General features: G+C 72.3%; 14 protein-coding genes. 7 read left to right on the top strand and 7 right to left on the bottom strand.

All coding sequences use genetic code 11. The annotated features are described in order from the left end of the window. The first annotated feature begins 76 nt into the window (after nucleotides 1-76). Nucleotides 77-1,690 (top strand): DEAD/DEAH box helicase, encoded by a 1,614-nt coding sequence (locus tag EUS26_RS09240; protein ID WP_130013401.1) that lies wholly within the window; start codon nucleotides 77-79, stop codon nucleotides 1,688-1,690. 22 nt (nucleotides 1,691-1,712) lie between these two features. Here EUS26_RS09240 and EUS26_RS09235 read toward each other — a convergent pair whose 3' ends face one another. Both EUS26_RS09235 and icmF read right to left on the bottom strand, forming a co-directional pair. After that, nucleotides 1,713-3,968: an exo-beta-d-1,3/1,6-glucosidase gene (locus EUS26_RS09235; protein WP_130013399.1), complete on the bottom strand. Its 2,256-nt coding sequence runs from the start codon at nucleotides 3,966-3,968 to the stop codon at nucleotides 1,713-1,715. Nucleotides 3,969-3,991: 23 nt separating this feature from the next. Next, nucleotides 3,992-7,273, bottom strand: coding sequence for a fused isobutyryl-CoA mutase/GTPase IcmF (icmF, locus tag EUS26_RS09230; RefSeq protein ID WP_238148887.1), 3,282 nt, complete (start codon nucleotides 7,271-7,273; stop codon nucleotides 3,992-3,994). Nucleotides 7,274-7,526: 253 nt separating this feature from the next. Between icmF and EUS26_RS09225 the strand changes: the two genes are divergently transcribed. From EUS26_RS09225 to EUS26_RS09200, 6 genes are all read left to right on the top strand, one after another. Beyond that, nucleotides 7,527-8,873 carry an ABC transporter substrate-binding protein gene (locus EUS26_RS09225; protein WP_238148886.1) on the top strand — a complete coding sequence of 449 codons (1,347 nt, stop codon included), beginning with the start codon at nucleotides 7,527-7,529 and terminating at the stop codon, nucleotides 8,871-8,873. A gap of 84 nt (nucleotides 8,874-8,957) precedes the next feature. After that, nucleotides 8,958-9,938 (top strand): carbohydrate ABC transporter permease, encoded by a 981-nt coding sequence (locus EUS26_RS09220; RefSeq protein WP_130013395.1) that lies wholly within the window; start codon nucleotides 8,958-8,960, stop codon nucleotides 9,936-9,938. After that, complete coding sequence (locus tag EUS26_RS09215; protein WP_130013393.1) at nucleotides 9,935-10,873, top strand: carbohydrate ABC transporter permease; 939 nt, start codon at nucleotides 9,935-9,937, stop codon at nucleotides 10,871-10,873. The genes EUS26_RS09220 and EUS26_RS09215 overlap by 4 nt, the downstream gene beginning before the upstream one ends. 71 nt (nucleotides 10,874-10,944) lie before the next feature. Further along, nucleotides 10,945-11,823: a DUF1295 domain-containing protein gene (locus EUS26_RS09210; protein WP_337590212.1), complete on the top strand. Its 879-nt coding sequence runs from the start codon at nucleotides 10,945-10,947 to the stop codon at nucleotides 11,821-11,823. Between the two features lie 9 nt (nucleotides 11,824-11,832). Next, nucleotides 11,833-13,221 carry a UTP--glucose-1-phosphate uridylyltransferase gene (locus EUS26_RS09205; RefSeq protein ID WP_238148885.1) on the top strand — a complete coding sequence of 463 codons (1,389 nt, stop codon included), beginning with the start codon at nucleotides 11,833-11,835 and terminating at the stop codon, nucleotides 13,219-13,221. After that, nucleotides 13,218-14,039 carry a helical backbone metal receptor gene (locus EUS26_RS09200; RefSeq protein WP_130013389.1) on the top strand — a complete coding sequence of 274 codons (822 nt, stop codon included), beginning with the start codon at nucleotides 13,218-13,220 and terminating at the stop codon, nucleotides 14,037-14,039. Before EUS26_RS09205 ends, EUS26_RS09200 begins: the two co-directional genes overlap by 4 nt. Before the next feature lie 32 nt (nucleotides 14,040-14,071). Here EUS26_RS09200 and EUS26_RS09195 read toward each other — a convergent pair whose 3' ends face one another. The 5 genes from EUS26_RS09195 to EUS26_RS09175 are packed head-to-tail and all read right to left on the bottom strand — an operon-like array spanning nucleotide 14,072 to nucleotide 19,717. Then, nucleotides 14,072-15,079, bottom strand: a complete 1,008-nt coding sequence (locus EUS26_RS09195) for a LacI family DNA-binding transcriptional regulator (RefSeq protein ID WP_130013388.1) — start codon at nucleotides 15,077-15,079, stop codon at nucleotides 14,072-14,074. Between the two features lie 49 nt (nucleotides 15,080-15,128). Beyond that, nucleotides 15,129-16,541 carry a GH1 family beta-glucosidase gene (locus tag EUS26_RS09190; protein ID WP_130013386.1) on the bottom strand — a complete coding sequence of 471 codons (1,413 nt, stop codon included), beginning with the start codon at nucleotides 16,539-16,541 and terminating at the stop codon, nucleotides 15,129-15,131. Further along, entirely contained in the window at nucleotides 16,538-17,437 is a 900-nt protein-coding gene (locus tag EUS26_RS09185) for a carbohydrate ABC transporter permease (RefSeq protein WP_130013384.1), read from the bottom strand. Before EUS26_RS09185 ends, EUS26_RS09190 begins: the two co-directional genes overlap by 4 nt. Next, nucleotides 17,434-18,420 carry a carbohydrate ABC transporter permease gene (locus EUS26_RS09180; protein ID WP_130013382.1) on the bottom strand — a complete coding sequence of 329 codons (987 nt, stop codon included), beginning with the start codon at nucleotides 18,418-18,420 and terminating at the stop codon, nucleotides 17,434-17,436. Before EUS26_RS09180 ends, EUS26_RS09185 begins: the two co-directional genes overlap by 4 nt. A 1-nt stretch (nucleotide 18,421) precedes the next feature. Continuing rightward, nucleotides 18,422-19,717, bottom strand: a complete 1,296-nt coding sequence (locus EUS26_RS09175; RefSeq protein ID WP_130013380.1) for an ABC transporter substrate-binding protein — start codon at nucleotides 19,715-19,717, stop codon at nucleotides 18,422-18,424. Nucleotides 19,718-19,731 lie beyond the last annotated feature (14 nt).

Raw genomic sequence — 19,731 nt, 5'->3', positions numbered from 1 at the left:
CCGATCGGCTGCCACGTTCGCGCCGCCTCCGGGCCGGGCGCCGGGTGGGACACCGCACACGTCTCGAAAGTTCTCTGTGACCTCTTCCTTCGCCGACCTCGGCGTGCCCTCGTCCCTCGATGCCCTCCTCGCGGAGCGCGGCATCACCACCCCCACGCCCATCCAGGCCGCCACCCTGCCCGACTCGATGGCCGGTCGGGACGTCCTCGGCCGCGGCCGCACCGGATCGGGCAAGACCTACGCCTTCCTGCTGCCCCTCGTCACCCGGCTCATGGCCGACCCGGGCGCCGCCCGGCGCCGCGGCCGCACCCCCCGCGCGCTCGTCCTGGCCCCGACCCGCGAGCTGGCCGGCCAGATCGCCGCGTCGCTGGAGCCGCTGGCCGCCGCGGCCGGGCTGACCCACCTCACCGTCTTCGGCGGGGTCGGCCAGAACCCCCAGGTGCGCGCCCTGCAGGCCGGCATCGACGTCCTCGTGGCCTGCCCCGGCCGGCTCGAGGACCTCATCGGGCAGGGGTATGCCGACCTGTCCGGCGTGGAGGTGACCGTGCTGGACGAGGCGGACCACATGGCCGACCTCGGCTTCCTGCCGGTCGTCCGCCGACTGCTGGACCGCACCCCCCGGCAGGGGCAGAAGATGCTCTTCTCGGCGACCCTGGACGCGGGCGTCGACGTCATCGCCCAGCGCTACCTCAGCAGCCCGGTCACCCACCACGCCGACTCCGCCCAGTCGCCGGTCGAGGCGATGGACCACCACGTCCTGCACATCGACGCCGGGGAACGGTTGGCGGTGCTGACCGACCTGGGGGCGGCGCCGGGCCGCAAGGTGGTCTTCACCCGCACCAAGCACGGCGCCAAGAAGCTGGCCAAGCAGCTCAACGGGGCCGGGGTGCCGGCCGTCGAGCTCCACGGCAACCTGGCGCAGAACGCCCGCACCCGCAACCTGGACGCCTTCCACTCCGGGCGCGCCAGCACGCTGGTCGCGACCGACATCGCCGCGCGCGGCATCCACGTCGACGACGTGGCCCTCGTGGTGCACGCCGACCCGCCGGTCGAGCACAAGGCCTACCTGCACCGCTCGGGTCGGACCGCCCGGGCCGGCGCGGCCGGCACCGTGGTGACCCTCATGACCGACGACCAGGTCCGCGACGTGCGCTCGCTGACCCGCGCGGCGGGCATCCGGCCGACGACGACCAAGGCGCACTCCAGCCACCCGATCCTGCGTGAGCTGGCCCCCGGCGAGCGGGTGCTCACTCCCGGCGGGCTGGTCGTCGAGGTCCCCGCCCAGGGTGGCCAGGGCTCGGGCGGCCAGGGCTCGGGTGGTCGGCGCCAGGGCGGCGGCCGGTCCGGCGGCCAGGGTGGCCGAGGCGGCGGCAGCGGCAGCGGTCGCTCCGGCGGTCAGGGCCGGGGCAACGGCGGCGGCCGTGGTCGCTCGCAGGGCCAGGGACAGGGCCGGGGCAGCGACGGCCCGGGCGCCGGTGGTCGCTCCGGCGGCCAGGGTGGCCGTGGTGACGGGGGCCAGGGCCGCGGTGGTCAGGGCCGCGGCACCGGTGGGGGTGCCGGGCGCTCCGGTGGGCAGGGCCGCTCGGGTGGTCAGGGCCGCTCCGGTGGCCAGGGCCGCGGCCGCCAGGGCAGCTCCTCGGGCGGCTCGATCGTCGCCTTCTCGACCTCCAGCGGGAGCGGCCGCCGCTGAGCCGTCTCCCCGGAGGCGAGGTCTAGCGTCCCGGCCGGTCGGCCCCGCCGGTGATGCTGAACCCGGCCCGGAGCAGGTCGGCGTCGCGGGAGCTCGGTCCTACCAGCAGGGCGAACTCCCCCGGCTCCACCCTCCGCCGTCCCTCGGCGTCGACGATCGTGCAGGAACCGGCGGGCAGGGTGATCTCCACGTCCCTCTGCTCGCCGGGGTCCAGCCGCACCTGGGTGAACGCCTTGAGCTCCTTGTCGGCCCAGGTCACGCTGGTCACCAGGTCGCTGACGTAGACCTGCACCGTCTCCAGCGCCGGTCGGGCGCCGGTGTTGCGCAGGGTGAGCCGCGCCCGCACCGTGCCCTCGACGTCGACCACGGGCGTGCTCACGTGGAGGTCGGCATACTCCACCGTCGTGTAGGACAGGCCCTCGCCGAAGACGAACATGGGCTCCTGGGTGAGGTCGGCGTAGCGGTCTCCGTGCTGGCCCCGGACCCCGTTGTAGTAGACGGGGAGCTGGCCGGCGTGCCGGGGGAAGGAGATGGGCAGCCGCCCGCTCGGCTCGACGAGCCCGAGCAGGAGCTCGGCGACCGCGCGCCCGCCCTGCATGCCGGGGTTGAACGCCTCGACCAGGGCCGCGACCTGCTCCGCCGCGGGCGGCAGGACGCTCGGCTTGGACTGCACGAGGACCAGGACGACGGGCGTCCCGGTCGTGACCACCGCCTCCAGCAGCGCGGCCTGGGCTCCCTGCAGCTCCAGCGTCGCGGTGGACCGGGACTCCCCGGTGAGGGCGACGGTGTCCCCGAGCACCACGACGGCGACGTCCGCCTCGCGTGCCCGGTCGACCGCCTCCGCGAGCAGCGCGTCGTCCACCGCGGCGGGGTGGAAGACCGGCGGGCGGGGCTGCCCGTCCGGGAAGGTCGCGGGCTCGGCCTCCCCCAGCCCACCGATGTCGGCGCCGCGGGCGTGGGTGACGGTCCAGGCGGGAGGGGCCAGCGCGCGCAGACCGTCCAGCACGGTGACCACGCGGTCGCGGGGGTGTCCCTCCGGTACCATCCACCCGACCTGCCCGGACGCTCCGGCCCAGTCCCCCAGCTGGGCGTGCGGGTCGTCGCCGTTGGGACCGAGCACGGCCACGGTGAGGGGCTCGGTATGCCGTTCCAGCGGAAGGGTGCCGTCGTTGCGCAGGAGCACCAGGCCCCGGCGGGCGGTCTCGAGGTTGACGTCGGTGTGGGCCGGCGAGCCGATGACCTCCTGGCCCGCCGGGTCCGGCAGCCGGGCGTCCTCGAAGAGGCCCAGGCCGATCTTGAGGGTGAGGACCCGCCGGACGGCGGCGTCCAGCCGTCCGACGGCGAGCCGTCCGGTCCGCACCGCCTCCTGGGCGGCGTCGAAGAACTGCGGGGTGGTCATGACGATGTCGTTGCCGGCCTCCACGGCCACGACGGCCGCCTCCACGTCGTCGGCGCAGACCCGCTGCTCCCACACCATGCGCCCCACGTTGTCCCAGTCGGTGACCAGCGTGCCGGTGAAGCCCCACTCCCCTTTGAGGACCTCGTCCAGCAACCAGCGGTGGGCGGTGATCGGGACGCCGTCGATGGCCTGGTAGCCGAGCATGACCGTCCGGCACCCGGCCTCGACCGCCCGCTGGAACGGCGGGAGGAACCAGCTGCGCAGCTGGCGGCGGCTGAGGTCGGCCTCGCTGGCGTCCCGGCCGCCCTGGGTCTGGGAGTAGCCGACGAAGTGCTTCGCGGTGGCCAGGACGGTGCCCGGCCCGCCGTCGCCCTGGTAGCCCCGCACCATCGCCGCACCCAGCTCCCCGATGAGGTGGGGGTCCTCGCCGAAGGTCTCGTCCACCCGGCCCCAGCGGGGGTCGCGGGCGATGCACAGCACCGGGGAGAAGGTCCAGTGCAGGCCGGTGGCGGCGACCTCGGCCGCCGTCACGCGGGCCCCGCGCTCGACCAGCCCGGGGTCGAAGGTGCAGGCCATCGCGAGCTGGGTCGGGAAGATCGTGGCGCCCGGCCAGAACGAGTGGCCGTGGATGCAGTCGTCGGCCATGAGCAGCGGGACGCCGAGGCGGGTCCGGGCGGCCAGCTCCTGGGCGCGCCGGATCCGCTCGGGCGAGGCGTGCAGCAGCGACCCGGCCAGGTGTCCGTGCACCAGCTCCTCCAGGTCGCCCTGGGCGTCGAGCTGCAGCAGCTGACCGACCTTCTCGGCCAGGGTCATCCGGGCGAGGAGGTCCTCCACCCGCTCGGGGACGGACAGGCGGGCGTCGGCGTAGGGGTGGCTCATGGTGGCCCCATCATGCCTGCGGCTCAGACGTTGCGGCGGTACTCCCCGCCCACCTCGAAGAACGCCTCGGTGATCTGCCCCAGCGTGCACACCCGGGCGGCGTCCATGAGCACCGCGAAGACGTTGTCGCCGGCCATGGCCACCTCCTTGAGCCGCGCCAGCGCCTCGGCCGCCTCGTCGGCGTGCGCCTCCTGGTAGGCCTGCACCCGGTCCAGCTGCGACTGCTTCTCCGCCTCGGTCGCCCGGGCCAGCTCCACCTCGACCTCCTCCCGCTCGGCCTCGGGCCGGCGGAAGGTGTTGACGCCGATGATCGGCAGCGAGCCGTCGTGCTTGCGGTGCTCGTAGAGCAGCGACTCGTCCTGGATCTTGCCGCGCTGGTACCCGGTCTCCATCGCGCCGAGCACCCCGCCGCGCTCGCTGATCCGGTCGAACTCGGCGAGCACGGCCTCCTCGACGAGGTCGGTGAGCTGGTCGATGACGAACGACCCCTGGTTGGGGTTCTCGTTCATCGCCAGGCCCCACTCCTTGTTGATGATGAGCTGGATCGCGAGCGCCCGCCGCACGGACTCACCGCTCGGGGTGGTGACCGCCTCGTCGTAGGCGTTGGTGTGCAGGCTGTTGGCGTTGTCGTAGATCGCGATGAGGGCCTGCAGCGTGGTGCGGATGTCGTTGAAGTCCATCTCCTGCGCGTGCAGGGAGCGACCCGAGGTCTGCACGTGGTACTTCAGCTTCTGGCTGCGCTCGTTGGCGCCGTACCGCTCGCGCATCGCGACCGCCCAGATCCGGCGCGCGACCCGTCCGATGACGGAGTACTCGATGTCCATGCCGTTGGAGAAGAAGAAGGACAGGTTGGGCGCGAAGGCGTCGATGTCCATCCCCCGGGCGAGGTAGGACTCGACGTAGGTGAACCCGTTGGCCAGGGTGAAGGCGAGCTGGCTGATGGGGTTCGCCCCGGCCTCGGCGATGTGGTAGCCGGAGATCGACACCGAGTAGAAGTTGCGCACCCCCTGCTCGATGAACCACTCCTGGACGTCGCCCATCATCCGCAGCGAGAACTCGGTGGTGAACAGGCAGGTGTTCTGCCCCTGGTCCTCCTTGAGGATGTCCGCCTGGACCGTGCCCCGCACGTTCTGCAGCGCGTAGGCGCGCAGCTCCTCGGCCTCCGCGCCGGAGGGCTCGCGGCCCTCCCGCTCGCGGAACGCGTCGGTCTGCTGGTCGATGGCGGTGTTGAGGAAGAACGCGAGGACCGTGGGCGCCGGGCCGTTGATCGTCATCGACACCGAGGTGGTGGGGTCGACCAGGTCGAACCCGTCGTAGAGCGCCTTCATGTCGTCGAGGGTCGCGATGGAGACCCCGGAGGTGCCGACCTTGCCGTAGATGTCGGGCCGCTGCTCGGGGTCGTGCCCGTAGAGCGTGACCGAGTCGAAGGCGGTCGACAGCCGGGTCGCCGGCTGACCCTCCGAGAGCAGCTTGAAGCGGCGGTTGGTGCGGAACGGGTCGCCCTCGCCGGCGAACATCCGGGCCGGGTCCTCGTTGTCCCGCTTGAAGGCGAAGACGCCGGCGGTGTAGGGGAAGGACCCGGGGAGGTTCTCCCGGCGCCAGAAGCGGACCAGGGCCCCCGCCTCGTCGTAGGACGGCAGCGCCACCCGCGGTATGCGGTTGCCGCTCAGCGACTCCTTGGTGAGCCGGGTGTGGATCTCCCGGTCCCGGACCGTGACGACCTGCTCGTCGCCGGAGTAGGCCTCGACCCGCGCGGGCCAGCCCTCGAGCATCTCCCGCACCTCGGTGGGGACGTCCCGGCGCGCGGCGTCCAGCAGCTCGTCGAGGCCGTGGTCGCCGCCCGTGCCACCGGCCGCCGCGAGCTCGTCCGCGGTCTGCTCGAGCCGCTCCACCCGGCGGGCCGCGAGGGCGTAGCGCTCGGTGTCGGCGTGGTAGCCGCGCAGGGTCTCGGCGATGTCCGCGAGGTAGCGGACCCGCCGGGGCGGGACCACCTGACGGATCATCGAGGAGTGCCGGACGTCGACCGGCGGCAGCGCGCCCTCGCCCACCGGCAGGCCGTCCTCGGCGAGACGATCCCGCAGCGCCTGGTACAGCGCGGTGACGCCGTCGTCGTTGAAGGTGGCCGCCGAGGTGCCGAAGACCGGCATGTCCTCGGGCCGGGCGCCGAAGGCCTCCCGGTTGCGCACCAGCTGGCGGCCGACGTCGCGCAGCGCGTCCATCGCCCCGCGCCGCTCGAACTTGTTGATCGCCACGACGTCGGCGAAGTCGAGCATGTCGATCTTCTCCAGCTGGCTGGCGGCGCCGAACTCCGGCGTCATGACGTAGAGGGAGGTGTCGACGAACGGCACGATGCCGGCGTCCCCCTGGCCGATCCCGGGCGTCTCCACGACGACCAGGTCGAAGCCGGCCGCCTTGAGCACGTCGATGGCGGCGGGCAGCGCCTCGGGCACCTCGGACTCCCCGCGCGTGGCCATGGACCGGAACATCGCCTGACGGCCGCCGATGGCGCCCATCCGGATGCGGTCGCCCAGCAGGGCGCCGCCGCCCTTGCGGCGGGTCGGGTCGATGGCGATGATCCCGATCCGCAGCCGGTCGCCCTGGTCGATCCGGAAGCGCCGCACCAGCTCGTCGGTCAGCGAGCTCTTGCCCGAGCCGCCGGTGCCGGTGATCCCGAGGACGGGCGCGCTGCTCTCCCGGGCGGCGGCGGCATACCGCTCCCGGTCGGCGGCCGGGAGGGAGCCCAGCTCGGCACCGGTGATGGCCCGCGCCACGGCGGTGCGGCTCCCGGCGAGCACGTCGTCGACCGCCGCCGGGCCGACCTGCCACATGTCGTAGTCCGCGTCGGTGATGACCTGGTTGATCATCCCCGGCAGGCCGAGGCGCTGGCCGTCCTCCGGGGAGAAGATCGTCACGCCGGCCTCCCGCAGCCGGGTGATCTCCTCCGCGACGATGACGCCCCCGCCGCCGCCCACCACCTTGACGTGCCCGGCGCCGGCCTCGCGCAGCTGCTCGACGAGGTACTCGAAGTACTCGACGTGCCCACCCTGGTAGGAGGAGACCGCGACCGCGTTGGCGTCCTCGTCGAGGACGGCCTCGACCACCTCGGCGACCGACCGGTTGTGCCCGAGGTGGACGACCTCGGCGCCCTGGCTCTGCATGATCCGGCGCATGATGTTGATCGAGGCGTCGTGGCCGTCGAAGAGGCTCGCCGCGGTGACGATCCGGACCGGGTGCTCCGGGCTCCGGAGCGCCGGGGGCCCGCTGGTCGCGTCGGCGGCGCTGGCCGCGCCGTGGTCGTTCTTCACCGTGCATCTCCTCGTCGAGCGGGTGCCGTGCTCCTCGATGGTAGTGGAGGACGGGCGCGTGATTGACGCGCCCGTCAAGGTGAGGCCCCCTCCGCGCGCCGCATCGTTACGCAGACGTGACGCCAGAGCCTTGATCGGCGGGGCCGGGGATGTTGGGATGACCACAGGGCCGGGGTCGCCCCTGGGCCGTGGCCTGTTCCCTGTGAGAAAGGACGGCGCGACGATGCGCAGCAAGACGACCCGGAGGTTGGCGATGGCCACCTCACTCGGCCTGGCCGGCGTGACGCTGGCGGCGTGCGGCTCCGGCGGCGGCTCCGGCGGCGGGGAGGACGTCGACGAGGCGCTCTCCTCGGTGGACGTGGCCTGCGAGCCGTACGAGGAGTACGGCGACCTGGAGGGCACCTCCGTGAGTGTCTACACCTCGATCGTCTCCCCCGAGGACCAGGCCCACATCGACGCCTTCATCCCCTTCGAGGACTGCACCGGCGTGACGGTGGAGTACGAGGGGTCCCGGCAGTTCGAGACCCAGCTGCCCGTGCGGCTGGAGTCCGGGAACGCCCCGGACATGGCCTACGTCCCGCAGCCGGGCCTCGTGGAGCGCCTCGTCACCGACTTCCCCGACTCGGTCTTCCCGGTCGGGGAGCAGGCGGAGGCGAACGTCGACGAGTACTACAACGAGTCCTGGAAGGGCTACGGCACCGTCGACGGCACCTACTACGCCGCCCCGCTGGGCGCCAACGCGAAGTCCTTCGTGTGGTACTCGCCCGGCGCCTTCGAGGAGAACGGCTACGAGGTGCCCGAGACGTGGGACGACCTCATGGCCCTGTCCGAGCAGATCGCCTCCGACCACCCGGACGCCAAGCCGTGGTGCGCCGGCATCGAGTCCGGCAACGCGACGGGGTGGCCCGCCACGGACTGGCTCGAGGACATGATGCTGCGGACCGCCGGCCCCGACGTCTACGACCAGTGGGTCGAGCACGAGATCCCCTTCAACGACCCCCAGGTCGTCGAGGCGCTGGACATGGCCGGCCAGGTCCTCAAGGACGAGAACATGGTCAACGGCGGACTGGGCGGTGTCGAGTCCATCGCCACGACGCCGTTCGGCGAGGCGGGCCTGCCGATCCTCGACGGGTCCTGCTTCCTGCACCGCCAGGCGTCGTTCTACCAGGCCAACTGGCCGGAGGGGACGAACGTGGCCGAGGACGGCGACGTCTTCGCCTTCTACCTGCCGGGTAACGACACCGAGACCCAGCCGCTGCTCGGCGGTGGCGAGTTCACCCTGATGTTCGCCGACCGCCCCGAGGTGCAGGCGCTGCAGGCCTACCTCGCCAGCCCGGAGTGGTCCAACGCCAAGGCGAAGGTCTCCCCTCCCGGGTGGGTGTCGGCGAACTCCGGGCTGGACCCGGCCAACCTGAAGTCCCCCATCGACCAGCTGGCCTACGAGCTGCTCACCGACGAGGCGACGACGTTCCGGTTCGACGGCTCCGACCTCATGCCGGCCGCCGTCGGCACCGGGAGCTTCTGGACCGGGATGACCAACTGGATCACGGGTGAGGACACCCAGTCCGTGCTCGACTCGATCGAGAACAGCTGGGACTGACCGGTCGACGGTGACGGGGGCGGGCGGCAGATCTCATCGCCCGCCCCCGCGCCGTCCTGGTCCCCACCAGGAGGTACGTACGCCATGGAGTTCCTGCTCAACACCGGCACGCCGGTCGAGAAGTTCATCGTCATGGGCATCGCCATCCTGCTCTTCGTGGCAGTCATGGCCATCGTCCTGTTCCTCACCGACCGGCCGCGGATGCCGCAGTGGATCACCGTGCTGGCCTTCCTCGGGCCCGCCGCCGTGCTGGTCGTCTTCGGCCTCGTCTACCCGGCCATCCGCACCATCATCAACTCGTTCCGCAGCGACAACGGCCAGGAGTGGGTCGCCCTCGCCAACTACGGTGACGTCTTCGGCAACTCGGCCCTGCGCCTGGTCCTGCTGAACACCGTGCTCTGGGTCATCCTCGTCCCGCTGGTCTCCACCGCCGTGGGCCTGGTCTACGCCGTCCTCGTGGACCGGACCCGTTTCGAGAAGCTCGCCAAGACGCTGGTGTTCCTCCCCATGGCCATCTCGATGGTCGGGGCGAGCATCATCTGGAAGTTCGTCTACGACTTCAAGCCCACCGACCGCCCCCAGACGGGCCTGGCCAACCAGCTGCTCGTCTGGCTCGGCTTCGACAGCCAGCAGTTCCTGCTGACCTGGCCCTGGAACACCTTCTTCCTCATCGCGGTCATGGTCTGGATCCAGTCCGGCTTCGCGATGACGATCCTGTCCGCCTCCATCAAGGCCATCCCGGACGACATCATCGAGGCCGCCAAGCTGGACGGGGTGACGAACTGGCAGATGTTCCGCTCGGTCACCGTCCCCTCCATCCGGCCGGCCGTGGTCGTGGTCATCACCACCATCGCCATGGCCACCCTGAAGGTCTTCGACATCGTCTTCACCATGACCGGGGGCAACTTCGACACCTCGATCGTGGCCAACGAGTTCTACACCCGCAGCTTCGTGCGGGGCGAGGGCGGGATCGGCGCCACCCTGGCCGTGCTGCTGTTCATCATGGTCATCCCGATCGTCGTCTACAACGTCCGCCAGATGAAGCTTGCAGAGGAGCAGCGATGAGCCAGGCGACCACCGTCCCGGACGTCCCCGGACCGGCACCGACGAAGAGCAGCGGACCGCGCAAGCTCACCAAGGCCGAGCAGCGGGCGGTGGACGCCAAGACGCGGCTGTCCTCGCCGTGGGCCAGCGTCATCGCGATCGTCATCGCGATCCTCTGGTCGGTCCCGACCCTCGGTCTGTTCGTGACCTCGTTCCGGCCCGAGATCGACATCCGGACCTCCGGCTGGTGGACCTTCTTCCGCGACCCGGCCGTCACCTGGGCCAACTACGACGCCGTCCTCTACGGAGGCTCGACGAACTTCATCGACGTCTTCGTCAACACGATCGTCATCACCCTGCCCGCCGTGATCATCCCCATCACGCTGGCCCTGCTGGCCGCGTACGCCTTCGCCTGGCTGGACTTCCCCGGGCGCAACATGCTGTTCGTGGCGGTCTTCGCGCTGCAGATCGTCCCGATCCAGATCACCATGATCCCGCTGCTGACGCAGTACAACAACTGGGGCATCGTCGGGTCCTTCTGGCCGATCTGGCTGTCGCACACGATCTTTGCCCTGCCCCTGGCCATCTTCCTGCTGCACAACTTCATGATGGACATCCCCCGGTCCCTCATCGAGGCGGCACGGGTCGACGGGGCCGGCCACGTCAAGATCTTCTTCCAGGTGCTGCTGCCGCTCCTCGTCCCGGCCATCGCCGCCTTCGGCATCTTCCAGTTCCTCTGGGTCTGGAACGACCTCCTGGTCGGTCTGGTCTTCGGCTCCGCCCAGGAGGTCGCCCCCCTCACCGTCCGGCTGGCCGACCTCACGGGCACGCGGGGCACGGCGTGGCACCTGCTCTCGGCGGGCGCCTTCGTGGCCATGGTCGTGCCGGTGACGGTCTTCCTCCTGCTGCAGCGGTACTTCGTGCGCGGCCTGCTGGCCGGGGGCGTCAAGGGCTGAGGGTTGCCCGGCCACCAGCCCGGCGCGGGAGGCGGCCCGCGCCGGCCCCGGCCTGGGTCACCGTGAGACAGGTGTGGCTGGCCGTCCTGGCCACCGGCGCCGGGCTGCTGCTCGCCCTCGCCGCCGCGGACGGCGGGCAGCGGCTCCCGGGCGGGCTCCCCCTCGTCCTGGCCCTCGTCGTGGCGGCCTACGCCCTGAACTGGGCGGTCTACGTCCCGTCCTTCCTGCGCCGGACCGAGCGCTTCTTCGACCTCACCGGGTCGCTCACCTTCGGGCTGGTGACGGTGCTCGCGCTGGTCCTCACCGACGAGCGGGACGCGCGCACCTGGGTGCTCGCCGGCATGGTGCTGGTGTGGGCCGCGCGGCTGGGGGCCTTCCTGTTCCGGCGGATCACCCGGGCCGGCACGGACGGCCGCTTCGACGAGCTCAAGGAGAGCTGGTCCGGCTTCCTCATGGCGTGGACGGTGCAGGCGCTGTGGGTGACCTTCACGGCCGGTGCAGCACTGGCGGCGATCACCTCCGGCGACCGTGCCCCGCTGGGTGTCCTGGCGTGTGCCGGGGTGGTGGTCTGGGTGGTCGGCCTCGCCGTCGAGGCCCTCGCGGACGCCCAGAAGGCGGCCTTCCGGGCCGACCCGCGCCACGAGGGCGAGTTCGTCCGGGGCGGTCTGTGGTCGTGGTCGCGCCACCCGAACTACGTCGGAGAGGTCCTGGTGTGGACCGGGGTGGCCCTGGTCGCGGCGGGACCGCTCGTCGGCTGGCAGCACGTCACGCTCCTCTCCCCCGTGCTCGTCTACCTGCTGCTGCGCCTCGGCAGCGGGGTGCCCGCCCTGGAGCGACGCGCCGACGAGCGGTGGGGCGGCCGCGACGACTACGAGGCCTGGAAGGCGCGCACCCCGGTCTTCTTCCCCGTCGGGTCGGGTCGGGCCGCCCGGGAGGAGCACCGTCGGTAGGTTGGTCCCATGAGCGCGAGCGCACCTGGACGTCAGCAGGCCCTGGACCGGATGGCGGAGGCCGGCGTGAGCCAGCCCGCCCGCGACACCTTCGCCCGGCACTACGACCACCTCGCGGCCGGCGAGACCGGCCTCATCGCGGAGGCGGACGTCGAGCCGGCGATGCCGGCGGCGCACCTCGAGGAGGTCGAGGTGGGCGAGGACGAGGCCCGCGAGGCCCTCGCCGCCACCGCGGTCATCACCCTGAACGGGGGCCTGGGGACCTCCATGGGCCTCGCCGGGCCCAAGTCGCTGCTGCCGGTGCGCGACGGGCTCACGTTCCTCGACATCACCGTCCGGCAGGTCCTCGCCCTGCGTGAGCGCTTCGGCGTCCGACTCCCCCTCGTGCTCATGAACAGCTTCTCCACCCGCGAGGCGTCCCTGGAGGTGCTGGAGCGCTACCCCGACCTGGCCGCGGACGGCATACCCCTCGACTTCGTGCAGAGCCAGGAGCCCAAGCTGCGCGCCGACGACCTCACCCCGGTCACCTGGGAGACCGACCCGCGGCTCGAGTGGTGCCCTCCCGGGCACGGAGACCTCTACCCCTCGCTGCTGGCCAGCGGCCTGCTGGACCAGCTGCTCGACGGCGGCTTCCGGTACGCCTTCGTCTCCAACGTCGACAACCTCGGGGCGGTCGCCGACGGTCGGGTCGCGGCGTGGTTCGCGGCCAGCGGCGCGGGCTTCGCCGCCGAGGTGTGCCGCCGCACCGAGATGGACAAGAAGGGCGGGCACCTCGTCCGCCGCCGCGCCGACGGCCGGCTCGTGCTGCGCGACACCGCGCAGACCGCCGAGGACGAGATGGTCCACTTCATGGACGGCGACAAGCACCCCTACGTCAACACCAACAACCTGTGGTTCGACCTCGCCCGGCTGCGCGACATGCTGACCGAGCGCGACGGGGTCATGGAGCTGCCGCTCATCCGCAACGCCAAGACGGTCGACCCGACCGACCAGGGCTCCACCCCCGTCATCCAGATCGAGTCGGCGATGGGCAGCGCGGTCGAGCTCTTCGACGACGCCGCCTCCATCGCGGTCACCCGGGACCGCTTCGTCCCGGTCAAGACGACCAACGAGCTCGCGCTGCTGCGCTCGGACGCGTATGCCGTGGACGGCACGTCCTTCCGGCTCGGCCGGACCGTCGACCCGGCGCCGGTCGTCGACCTGGCGAAGACCTACTACGGCATGATCGGCGACTTCGACGAGCGCTTCCCGCACGGCGTCCCCTCGCTGGTGGACGCCGAGCGCCTGGAGGTGGAGGGCGACTGGCGTTTCGGCGCCGGGGTCCGGGTGAACGGGGTGGCCCACCTCGGCCCCGAGGGCGGGGAGGTCGAGGACGGGACGACGCTGGGACGGTCGTGAGGAGCGTCCGCGACGCCCTGGGCGGCGTCGCCGAGCTGCCGGACGGTCCGGTCGGGCGGGTCGTGTCGCTGGTGCCCTCGCTCACCGAGGCCCTGGCGGCCACCCGCCGGTCGGCCCTGGTCGGCGCTACCGAGTGGTGCACCCACCCACCGGACCTCGACGTGCCGCGCGTGCGCGGCACCAAGAACCCCGACCGGCGGGCGGTCGCCGCGCTGCGCCCCGAGCTGGTGGTGTGCGTGCAGGAGGAGAACCGGGAGCTGGACGTCCGACGGCTGCGCGCCGAGGGCGTGCCCGTCTGGGTGGGCGTCGTGGAGTCGGTCGAGGACGCGCTGCGGGTGCTGCGCACCCTGCTCGACGACGTGCTCGGCTGGGGCGTGCCGGGATGGCTGGCCGAGGTCGAGGAGCGGTGGGCGCCCGCGCCGCCGTCGGCACGGGGTGGCGGCACGGCGGGCCCACGACCGAGGGTGGCCGTCCCGATCTGGCGCGACCCGTGGATGGTGGTGGGCGGGCGCACCTTCACCGACGACCTGCTCGCGCGCGGCGGGGTGGACAACGTCTACGGGCGCTCCGAGGACCGCTACCCGGGGGTCGACGTGGCCGACCTGGACGGCAGCGGGGCCGACCTGGTGCTGCTCCCCGACGAGCCCTACGTCTTCACCGACGAGGACGGCCCCGAGGCCTTCGCCCGGACCCCGACCCGGCTGGTGAGCGGGCGGCTGCTGACCTGGTACGGCCCCTCGATGCTGGCCGCCGGCACCCTGCTCGCCGAGGTCCGCGCCCAGGCCCTGGCCGGGCCGGCCGAGCCGGCCGGGTCCTAGCCCCGGGGCCTCGGGCCGGCCCCGGGCCGGCGCTAGGCGGTGCCGCCCTCCACGAGGTGCGTCGGCAGGACCCGGGAGGACACCGGACGGCCCGCCAGCAGCTCGCGCAGCATGACGGTGGCCTCCCGCGCCATCCGGTCCCCCGGGTTGGCGACGGTGGTGAGCCGGGGCACGGTGAGCTGCGCGGCCGGGGAGTCGTCGTAGCCGACCACGGCCACGTCACCCGGCACCGCACGACCGGCCGCCTGCAGCTCGCTGACGGCCGCGGCCGCCATGAGGTCGGAGGCGACGAAGACGCCGTCCAGGTCGCGGTGCGCCGCCAGGAGCCGGCGCATGGCCAGGCGGCCCCCCTCGGAGGAGAAGTCGCCGTGCTCGACCGCGTCGTCGGCCAGCCCCGCGGCGCCCAGCGACTCCCGCCATCCCGCCAGCCGGTCCCGGCTCGCCGCCATGTCCACGGGGCCCGCGACCGTGCCGATCCGGCGGCAGCCACGGGCGACCAGCCGGTCGGTGGCCTGCCGGCCCCCGTCGACGTTGTCAAGGTCGACGAAGGGCAGCCCCTGCTCCGGCCCGGGTGGCCGACCGATCATGACCGTCGGCAGACCGATCTCGCTCAGCGCCGAGGTCACCCCGTCGTCGAGGTGCGCGCTCAGGACGATCGCGCCGTCGGTGTGGCCGCCCCGCAGCCACCGCTCGAGGCGGTCGGTGTCCCGGCCGGCCCGCCCGAGCACGAGCACCATCTGCAGCGGGGTCTCCTCCAACCCCTCGCTGATGCCGCGCAGCATCTCCATGATGACCGGGTCGGAGAACACCCGCTGGTCGGTCTCCGGGACGACGACCGCCACCGAGTCCGGCGCCCTCTTCACCAGGGCCCGGGCCGCCCGGTTGGGCCGGTAGCCGAGCTCGGTCACCGCCCGGGACACCGCCTCCCGGGCGGTGGCCCGCACCCGGGGGTCGGCGTTCACCACCCGCGACACCGTGGCCCGGGACACCCCGGCCCGCGCCGCGACGTCCTCCAGGGTGGGCGCCCGACGGGTGCTCACCGGCGTGGTCCTCGCGCTGACGCCGCTGCTGGCATGGGTTCCTCCCTGGCTAGCCGATGGCCCCAGATCCTGCCACGTCGGCGAACCAGCGGGCACTGGCCTTCGGCGTGCGCTCCTGGGTGTCGTAGTCCACCCGGACGATCCCGAAGCGCCTGGTGTAGCCGTAGGCCCACTCGTAGTTGTCCATGAGCGACCACACGAAGTAGCCCCGGACGTCGGCGCCGCCCTCGATGGCCTCGTGGACGGCGCGCAGGTGGCCGTCCAGGTAGGCGACGCGGTCCTGGTCGTCGACGAACCCGGTCCCGTCCGGGTCGTCCGGCATCGCGGCGCCGTTCTCGGTCACGTAGAGCCGGGTGCCGGCCGGGCCGGTGTGGTCACGCTGCAACCACAGCAGCAGGTCACGCAGGGCCTGCGGCCGGATCTCCCACCCCATGTCGGTGACGGGGGTGCCGCGGCGCACCACGACCACGTGCTCGGACCCCACGTTGGGCGAGGGCGCGTCGTAGGCGCGGGCCTGCCGGGCGGCCTCCGGCGCCGCCTCCGGGTCCGGGCCGGTGACCATGGACCCGGTGTAGAAGTTGACGCCGAGGACGTCGATCGGGGTCGAGATGTCGGCCAGGTCGCCGTCGTGCACCAGGTCCTGCGGCCAGAGCTCGCCCAGGTCCTCGAGCACGTCCTCGGGGTAGGCGCCGCGGGTCAGCGGCTCCACGAAGAAGCGGTTGGCCAGACCGTCGAGCCGGCGCGCGGCGTCCCGGTCACCGGCCGAGGCGGGATCCTGCGGTTGCATCTCGGTGAAGTTGAGCGTCAGCCCGAGCTCCAGGTCGGGGTCCCGCTGGCGCAGCGCCTGCACCGCACGGCCGTGTGCGAGCAGCAGGTGGTGCGCGGCGCGGAGGCCGTCCTGCGGGTCGGTCCGGCCCGGGGCGTGCACGCCCGCGGCATACCCGAGGAAGGCCGAGCACCACGGCTCGTTCAGGGTGGTCAGCTGGCGCACCCGGTCACCCAGCCGCTCGTGCACGGCGAGCGCGTAGTCGACGAACCGGTCGACGACGCCCCGCGCGGGCCAGCCGCCGGCCTCCTCGAGGGCCTGCGGCAGGTCCCAGTGGTAGAGCGTCACCCACGGGACGATGTCGGCGGCCAGCAGCTCGTCGACCAGCCGGGAGTAGAAGTCCAGCCCCTTCTCGTTCACCGTGCGGCCGTCCGGGCAGACCCGCGCCCAGGACACCGAGAAGCGGTAGGCGCCGAGGTTGAGGGACCGCATGAGGGCCACGTCCTGCGGCATCCGGTGGTAGTGGTCGCACGCCACCGCGCCGGTGTGCCCGTGGACCACCGCGCCCGGCGTCGCCGAGAACGTGTCCCAGATGCAGTCGCCCCGGCCGTCCTCGTGGGCGGCACCCTCGACCTGGTAGGCGGCCGTGGCCGACCCGAGAAGGAAGCCGGACGGGAAGGTGATCGGTGTGGTCATTGCTTGACGGCTCCTTGCATGATGCCGGAGACCAGCTGGCGCCCGGCGAGGACGAAGAGGATGAGCAGGGGCACCGTAGCGAGCACCGCTCCCGCGAGGACCAGCGAGTAGTCCACGTAGTGCGCGGCCTGCAGCTGCTGCAGCGCGACCGGGAGGGTCGGGTTCGAGGGGCCCAGGACGATGAAGGGCCAGAAGAAGTTGGTCCAGGTCGCCACGAAGGTGAACAGGCCCAGCATGGCCGCGGCCGGGCGGGCCGCCGGCACGCCGACGTGCCAGAAGGTGCGGAACATGCTGGCGCCGTCCACCCGGGCCGCCTCGATGAGCTCGGTCGGCACGGCCTGGCGGAGGTACTGCGTCATCCAGAACACGCCGAACGCGGTGACCAGGCCGGGCACGATGACCGCGGTGAGCTCACCGGTCCAGCCCAGCTCGGCCATCACCTGGTAGAGCGGCACGACACCGAGCTGGGTCGGGACCGCCATGGTGGCGACGACGAAGACGAGCAGCGGCCCGGCGCCGCGGAACCGCAGCTTGGCGAAGGCATACCCCGCCAGGGTCGAGAAGAAGACGACCGAGGCGGACACCGTGGTCGAGACGATGATCGAGTTGACCGTCGCCCGCCAGAACTCGACGGTGTCGAAGACGCTGGCCGCGTTGCGCAGGAAGTTGCCTCCCGGCAGCAGCGGGAAGGGGGTCCGGGTGAGCACCGTCGAGTCGTGGCTGGCGATGACGAAGGACCACCACAGCGGGAACATGCTCCCGGCCACGACGGCGGCGAGCAGTCCGTACACGACCCAGGAGGGGCGGTCGCCGGAGCGGCGACGCCGACCGGAGGACCGGACGGCCGGGCCCGGGGACGTGGTGTCGGGTGGTGCCGGGACGGGGGTGGTGCTCATCGGCTCTCCTCGCTCGCGATCCGGCGGCTGATGACGAAGTTGACGACCCCGATCACGACGATGAGCAGGAACAGCAGCACCGCCACGGCCGAGGCGCGACCGAAGTCGGCGCGGGTCCATCCCAGCTCGTAGAGGTAGAGGGTCAGGGTCTGCCACTGGCCGTCGGCGCCGCCGCGGCCGAACTGGTCGTACATCTTCGGCTCGTCGAAGATCTGCAGGCCCCCGATGGTGGACGTGATGATGACGAAGATCATCGTCGGCCGCAGCAGCGGCACGGTGATCGAGACGAAGCGGCGCAGGCTGCTGGCCCCGTCGATCGCGGCCGCCTCGTAGAGGTCCCGCGGGATGGCCTGCATGGCCGCCAGCAGGATGAGGGCGTTGTAGCCGGTCCAGCGGAAGTTGACCATGGTCGCGATGGCGACGTGGCTGGCCAGCCGGTCCGAGTGCCAGCGGACCGGCTCCATGCCCACCGTGTCCAGCAGGGCGTTGATGAGCCCGAACCGGTCGGCGAAGAGGTTGGAGAAGATGAGCGCGACCGCGACCGGCGCGACGACGTAGGGCAGCAGCACGCCCATCCGCCAGAAGGTCGCGGCCCGGAGATGGTGGTCGAGCAGGCCGGCGATGGCCAGGGCGGCGAGGACCTGGGGGACCGAGGACAGCACGAAGATGCTCACCGTGTTGACCAGGGCCCGCCAGAAGTCGTCGCTGGTGAGGACGCTGACGAAGTTCTCCGCCCCGACGAACTCGCCCTGGCCCATGATCTGGTCCCAGTCGTGGACCGCCACCCAGCCGGTGTAGACCAGCGGGAAGAGGCCGGTGACGAAGAACAGGAGGAAGAACGGGGCGATGTAGAGGTAGGGCGAGACCCGGTGGTCCCACCGCCCCCACCGGCCGGTGCCGCCCCCGCGCCGGCCCGGGCGGTCGGCGACGGGGGCCGGCGCCGGGGCCGGGGCCGGGGCCGGCGTGGGAGTGGTGACCGTCATGTCAGCGGAGCTCCTCGACGGCAGCCGCGAACTTGTCCCAGCTGCTGTCCGGGTCGTCCGTCTTGTCGACGTCGACGCGGGTGATGGCGTCGGCCATGGCGGTGTTGATCTCGAAGTACCTCGGCCCCTTGAACGGCGTCACGGTCACCGCCTCGGCGCGCTCGGCGAATATCTGCCCGGTCGGCGCGTCGTTGAAGAAGGCGTTGCTCGACTCCGCCAGGGTGTCCGAGTCCAGCGCCCCCTGCTGGCTGGGGAAGGTGCCCTTGGCCTCGAAGGCCTTGATCTGCTGCTCCGGCGCCGTGAGCCAGGCGGCGAGCTTCGTGGCCTCCTCGACGTGGTCGCCCTGGGCGGGGACGGTGAGGTAGGACCCGCCCCAGTTGCCGCCACCGCCGGGGAAGACGTTGGCGACGTCCCAGCCCTCGACACCCTCGGCGTTGCCCTCGATGACGCCCATCATCCAGGCCGGGCAGAGCATCGTCGCGAACTCCTCGCCCTGGAAGGCCGAGGCCCAGTCGGCGCTCCACTGGCCCAGGCCGGCGGACAGGCCGTCGTCCACCGAGGCGGCGAGGACCTGGTCGTAGAGCTCGCGCACCTCCGGGTTGTCGAGCGCGATGATCTCGCCCTCCGGGGTCTCGTACGGCTGCTCGACCTGGTTGATCATCCCCTGCCAGAGCGCCCCCGCGGAGTCGTACCACGGGATGCCCGTCTCGTCGACGAACTGCTGGCCGACCTCGAAGTAGGTGTCCCAGTCGCCCTCGAGCAGCTCGGCCACCTCCTCGCGGTCGGTGGGCATCCCGGCCTGCTCGAAGAGGTCGGCGCGGTAGCAGACCGCCTCGGGGCCGATGTCGGTGCCGTAGCCGAGGAGCATCCCGTCCTCGAGGGTGACGGCCTCCGTCTTCCAGTCCAGCCACCGGCCCTCGACCTCCTCCGAGGACAGGTCGACGAACTTGTCGGGGTACTGCTGGAACTCGGTGACCCAGTCGACCTCGATGGCCTCGACGTCCGCGGCGCCGGAGTCGGCACCGAGGCTGTTGCGCAGGGCCGCCCGCGCGTTGTCGGCCGTGTCGGCCTTGATGTGCTCGACGGTGACCCCGGGGTTCTGCTCCTCGTACTCGGTGAGGAGGTCCTCGTAGCCGAACTCGTTGAAGGTGGCGACCGAGAGGGTGATGTCCCCGCCCCCGTCGCCGGCCTCGCCGTCGCCGCCGCCGTTCTCGTCGCTGCCCCCGCCGCACGCGCCGAGCGCCAGGGTGGCGGCGGCGGTGGTGGCGAGAAGCATCCTGCGTCGCGTGCTGTGCATGCCAACTCCTTTGG

It is taken from the genome of Serinicoccus sediminis (genome assembly GCF_004153545.1).
Classification (GTDB): domain Bacteria; phylum Actinomycetota; class Actinomycetes; order Actinomycetales; family Dermatophilaceae; genus Ornithinicoccus; species Ornithinicoccus sediminis_A.
Note: the sequence above shows the minus strand (reverse complement) of the source record. Positions and strands in the feature narration are given on the sequence as shown.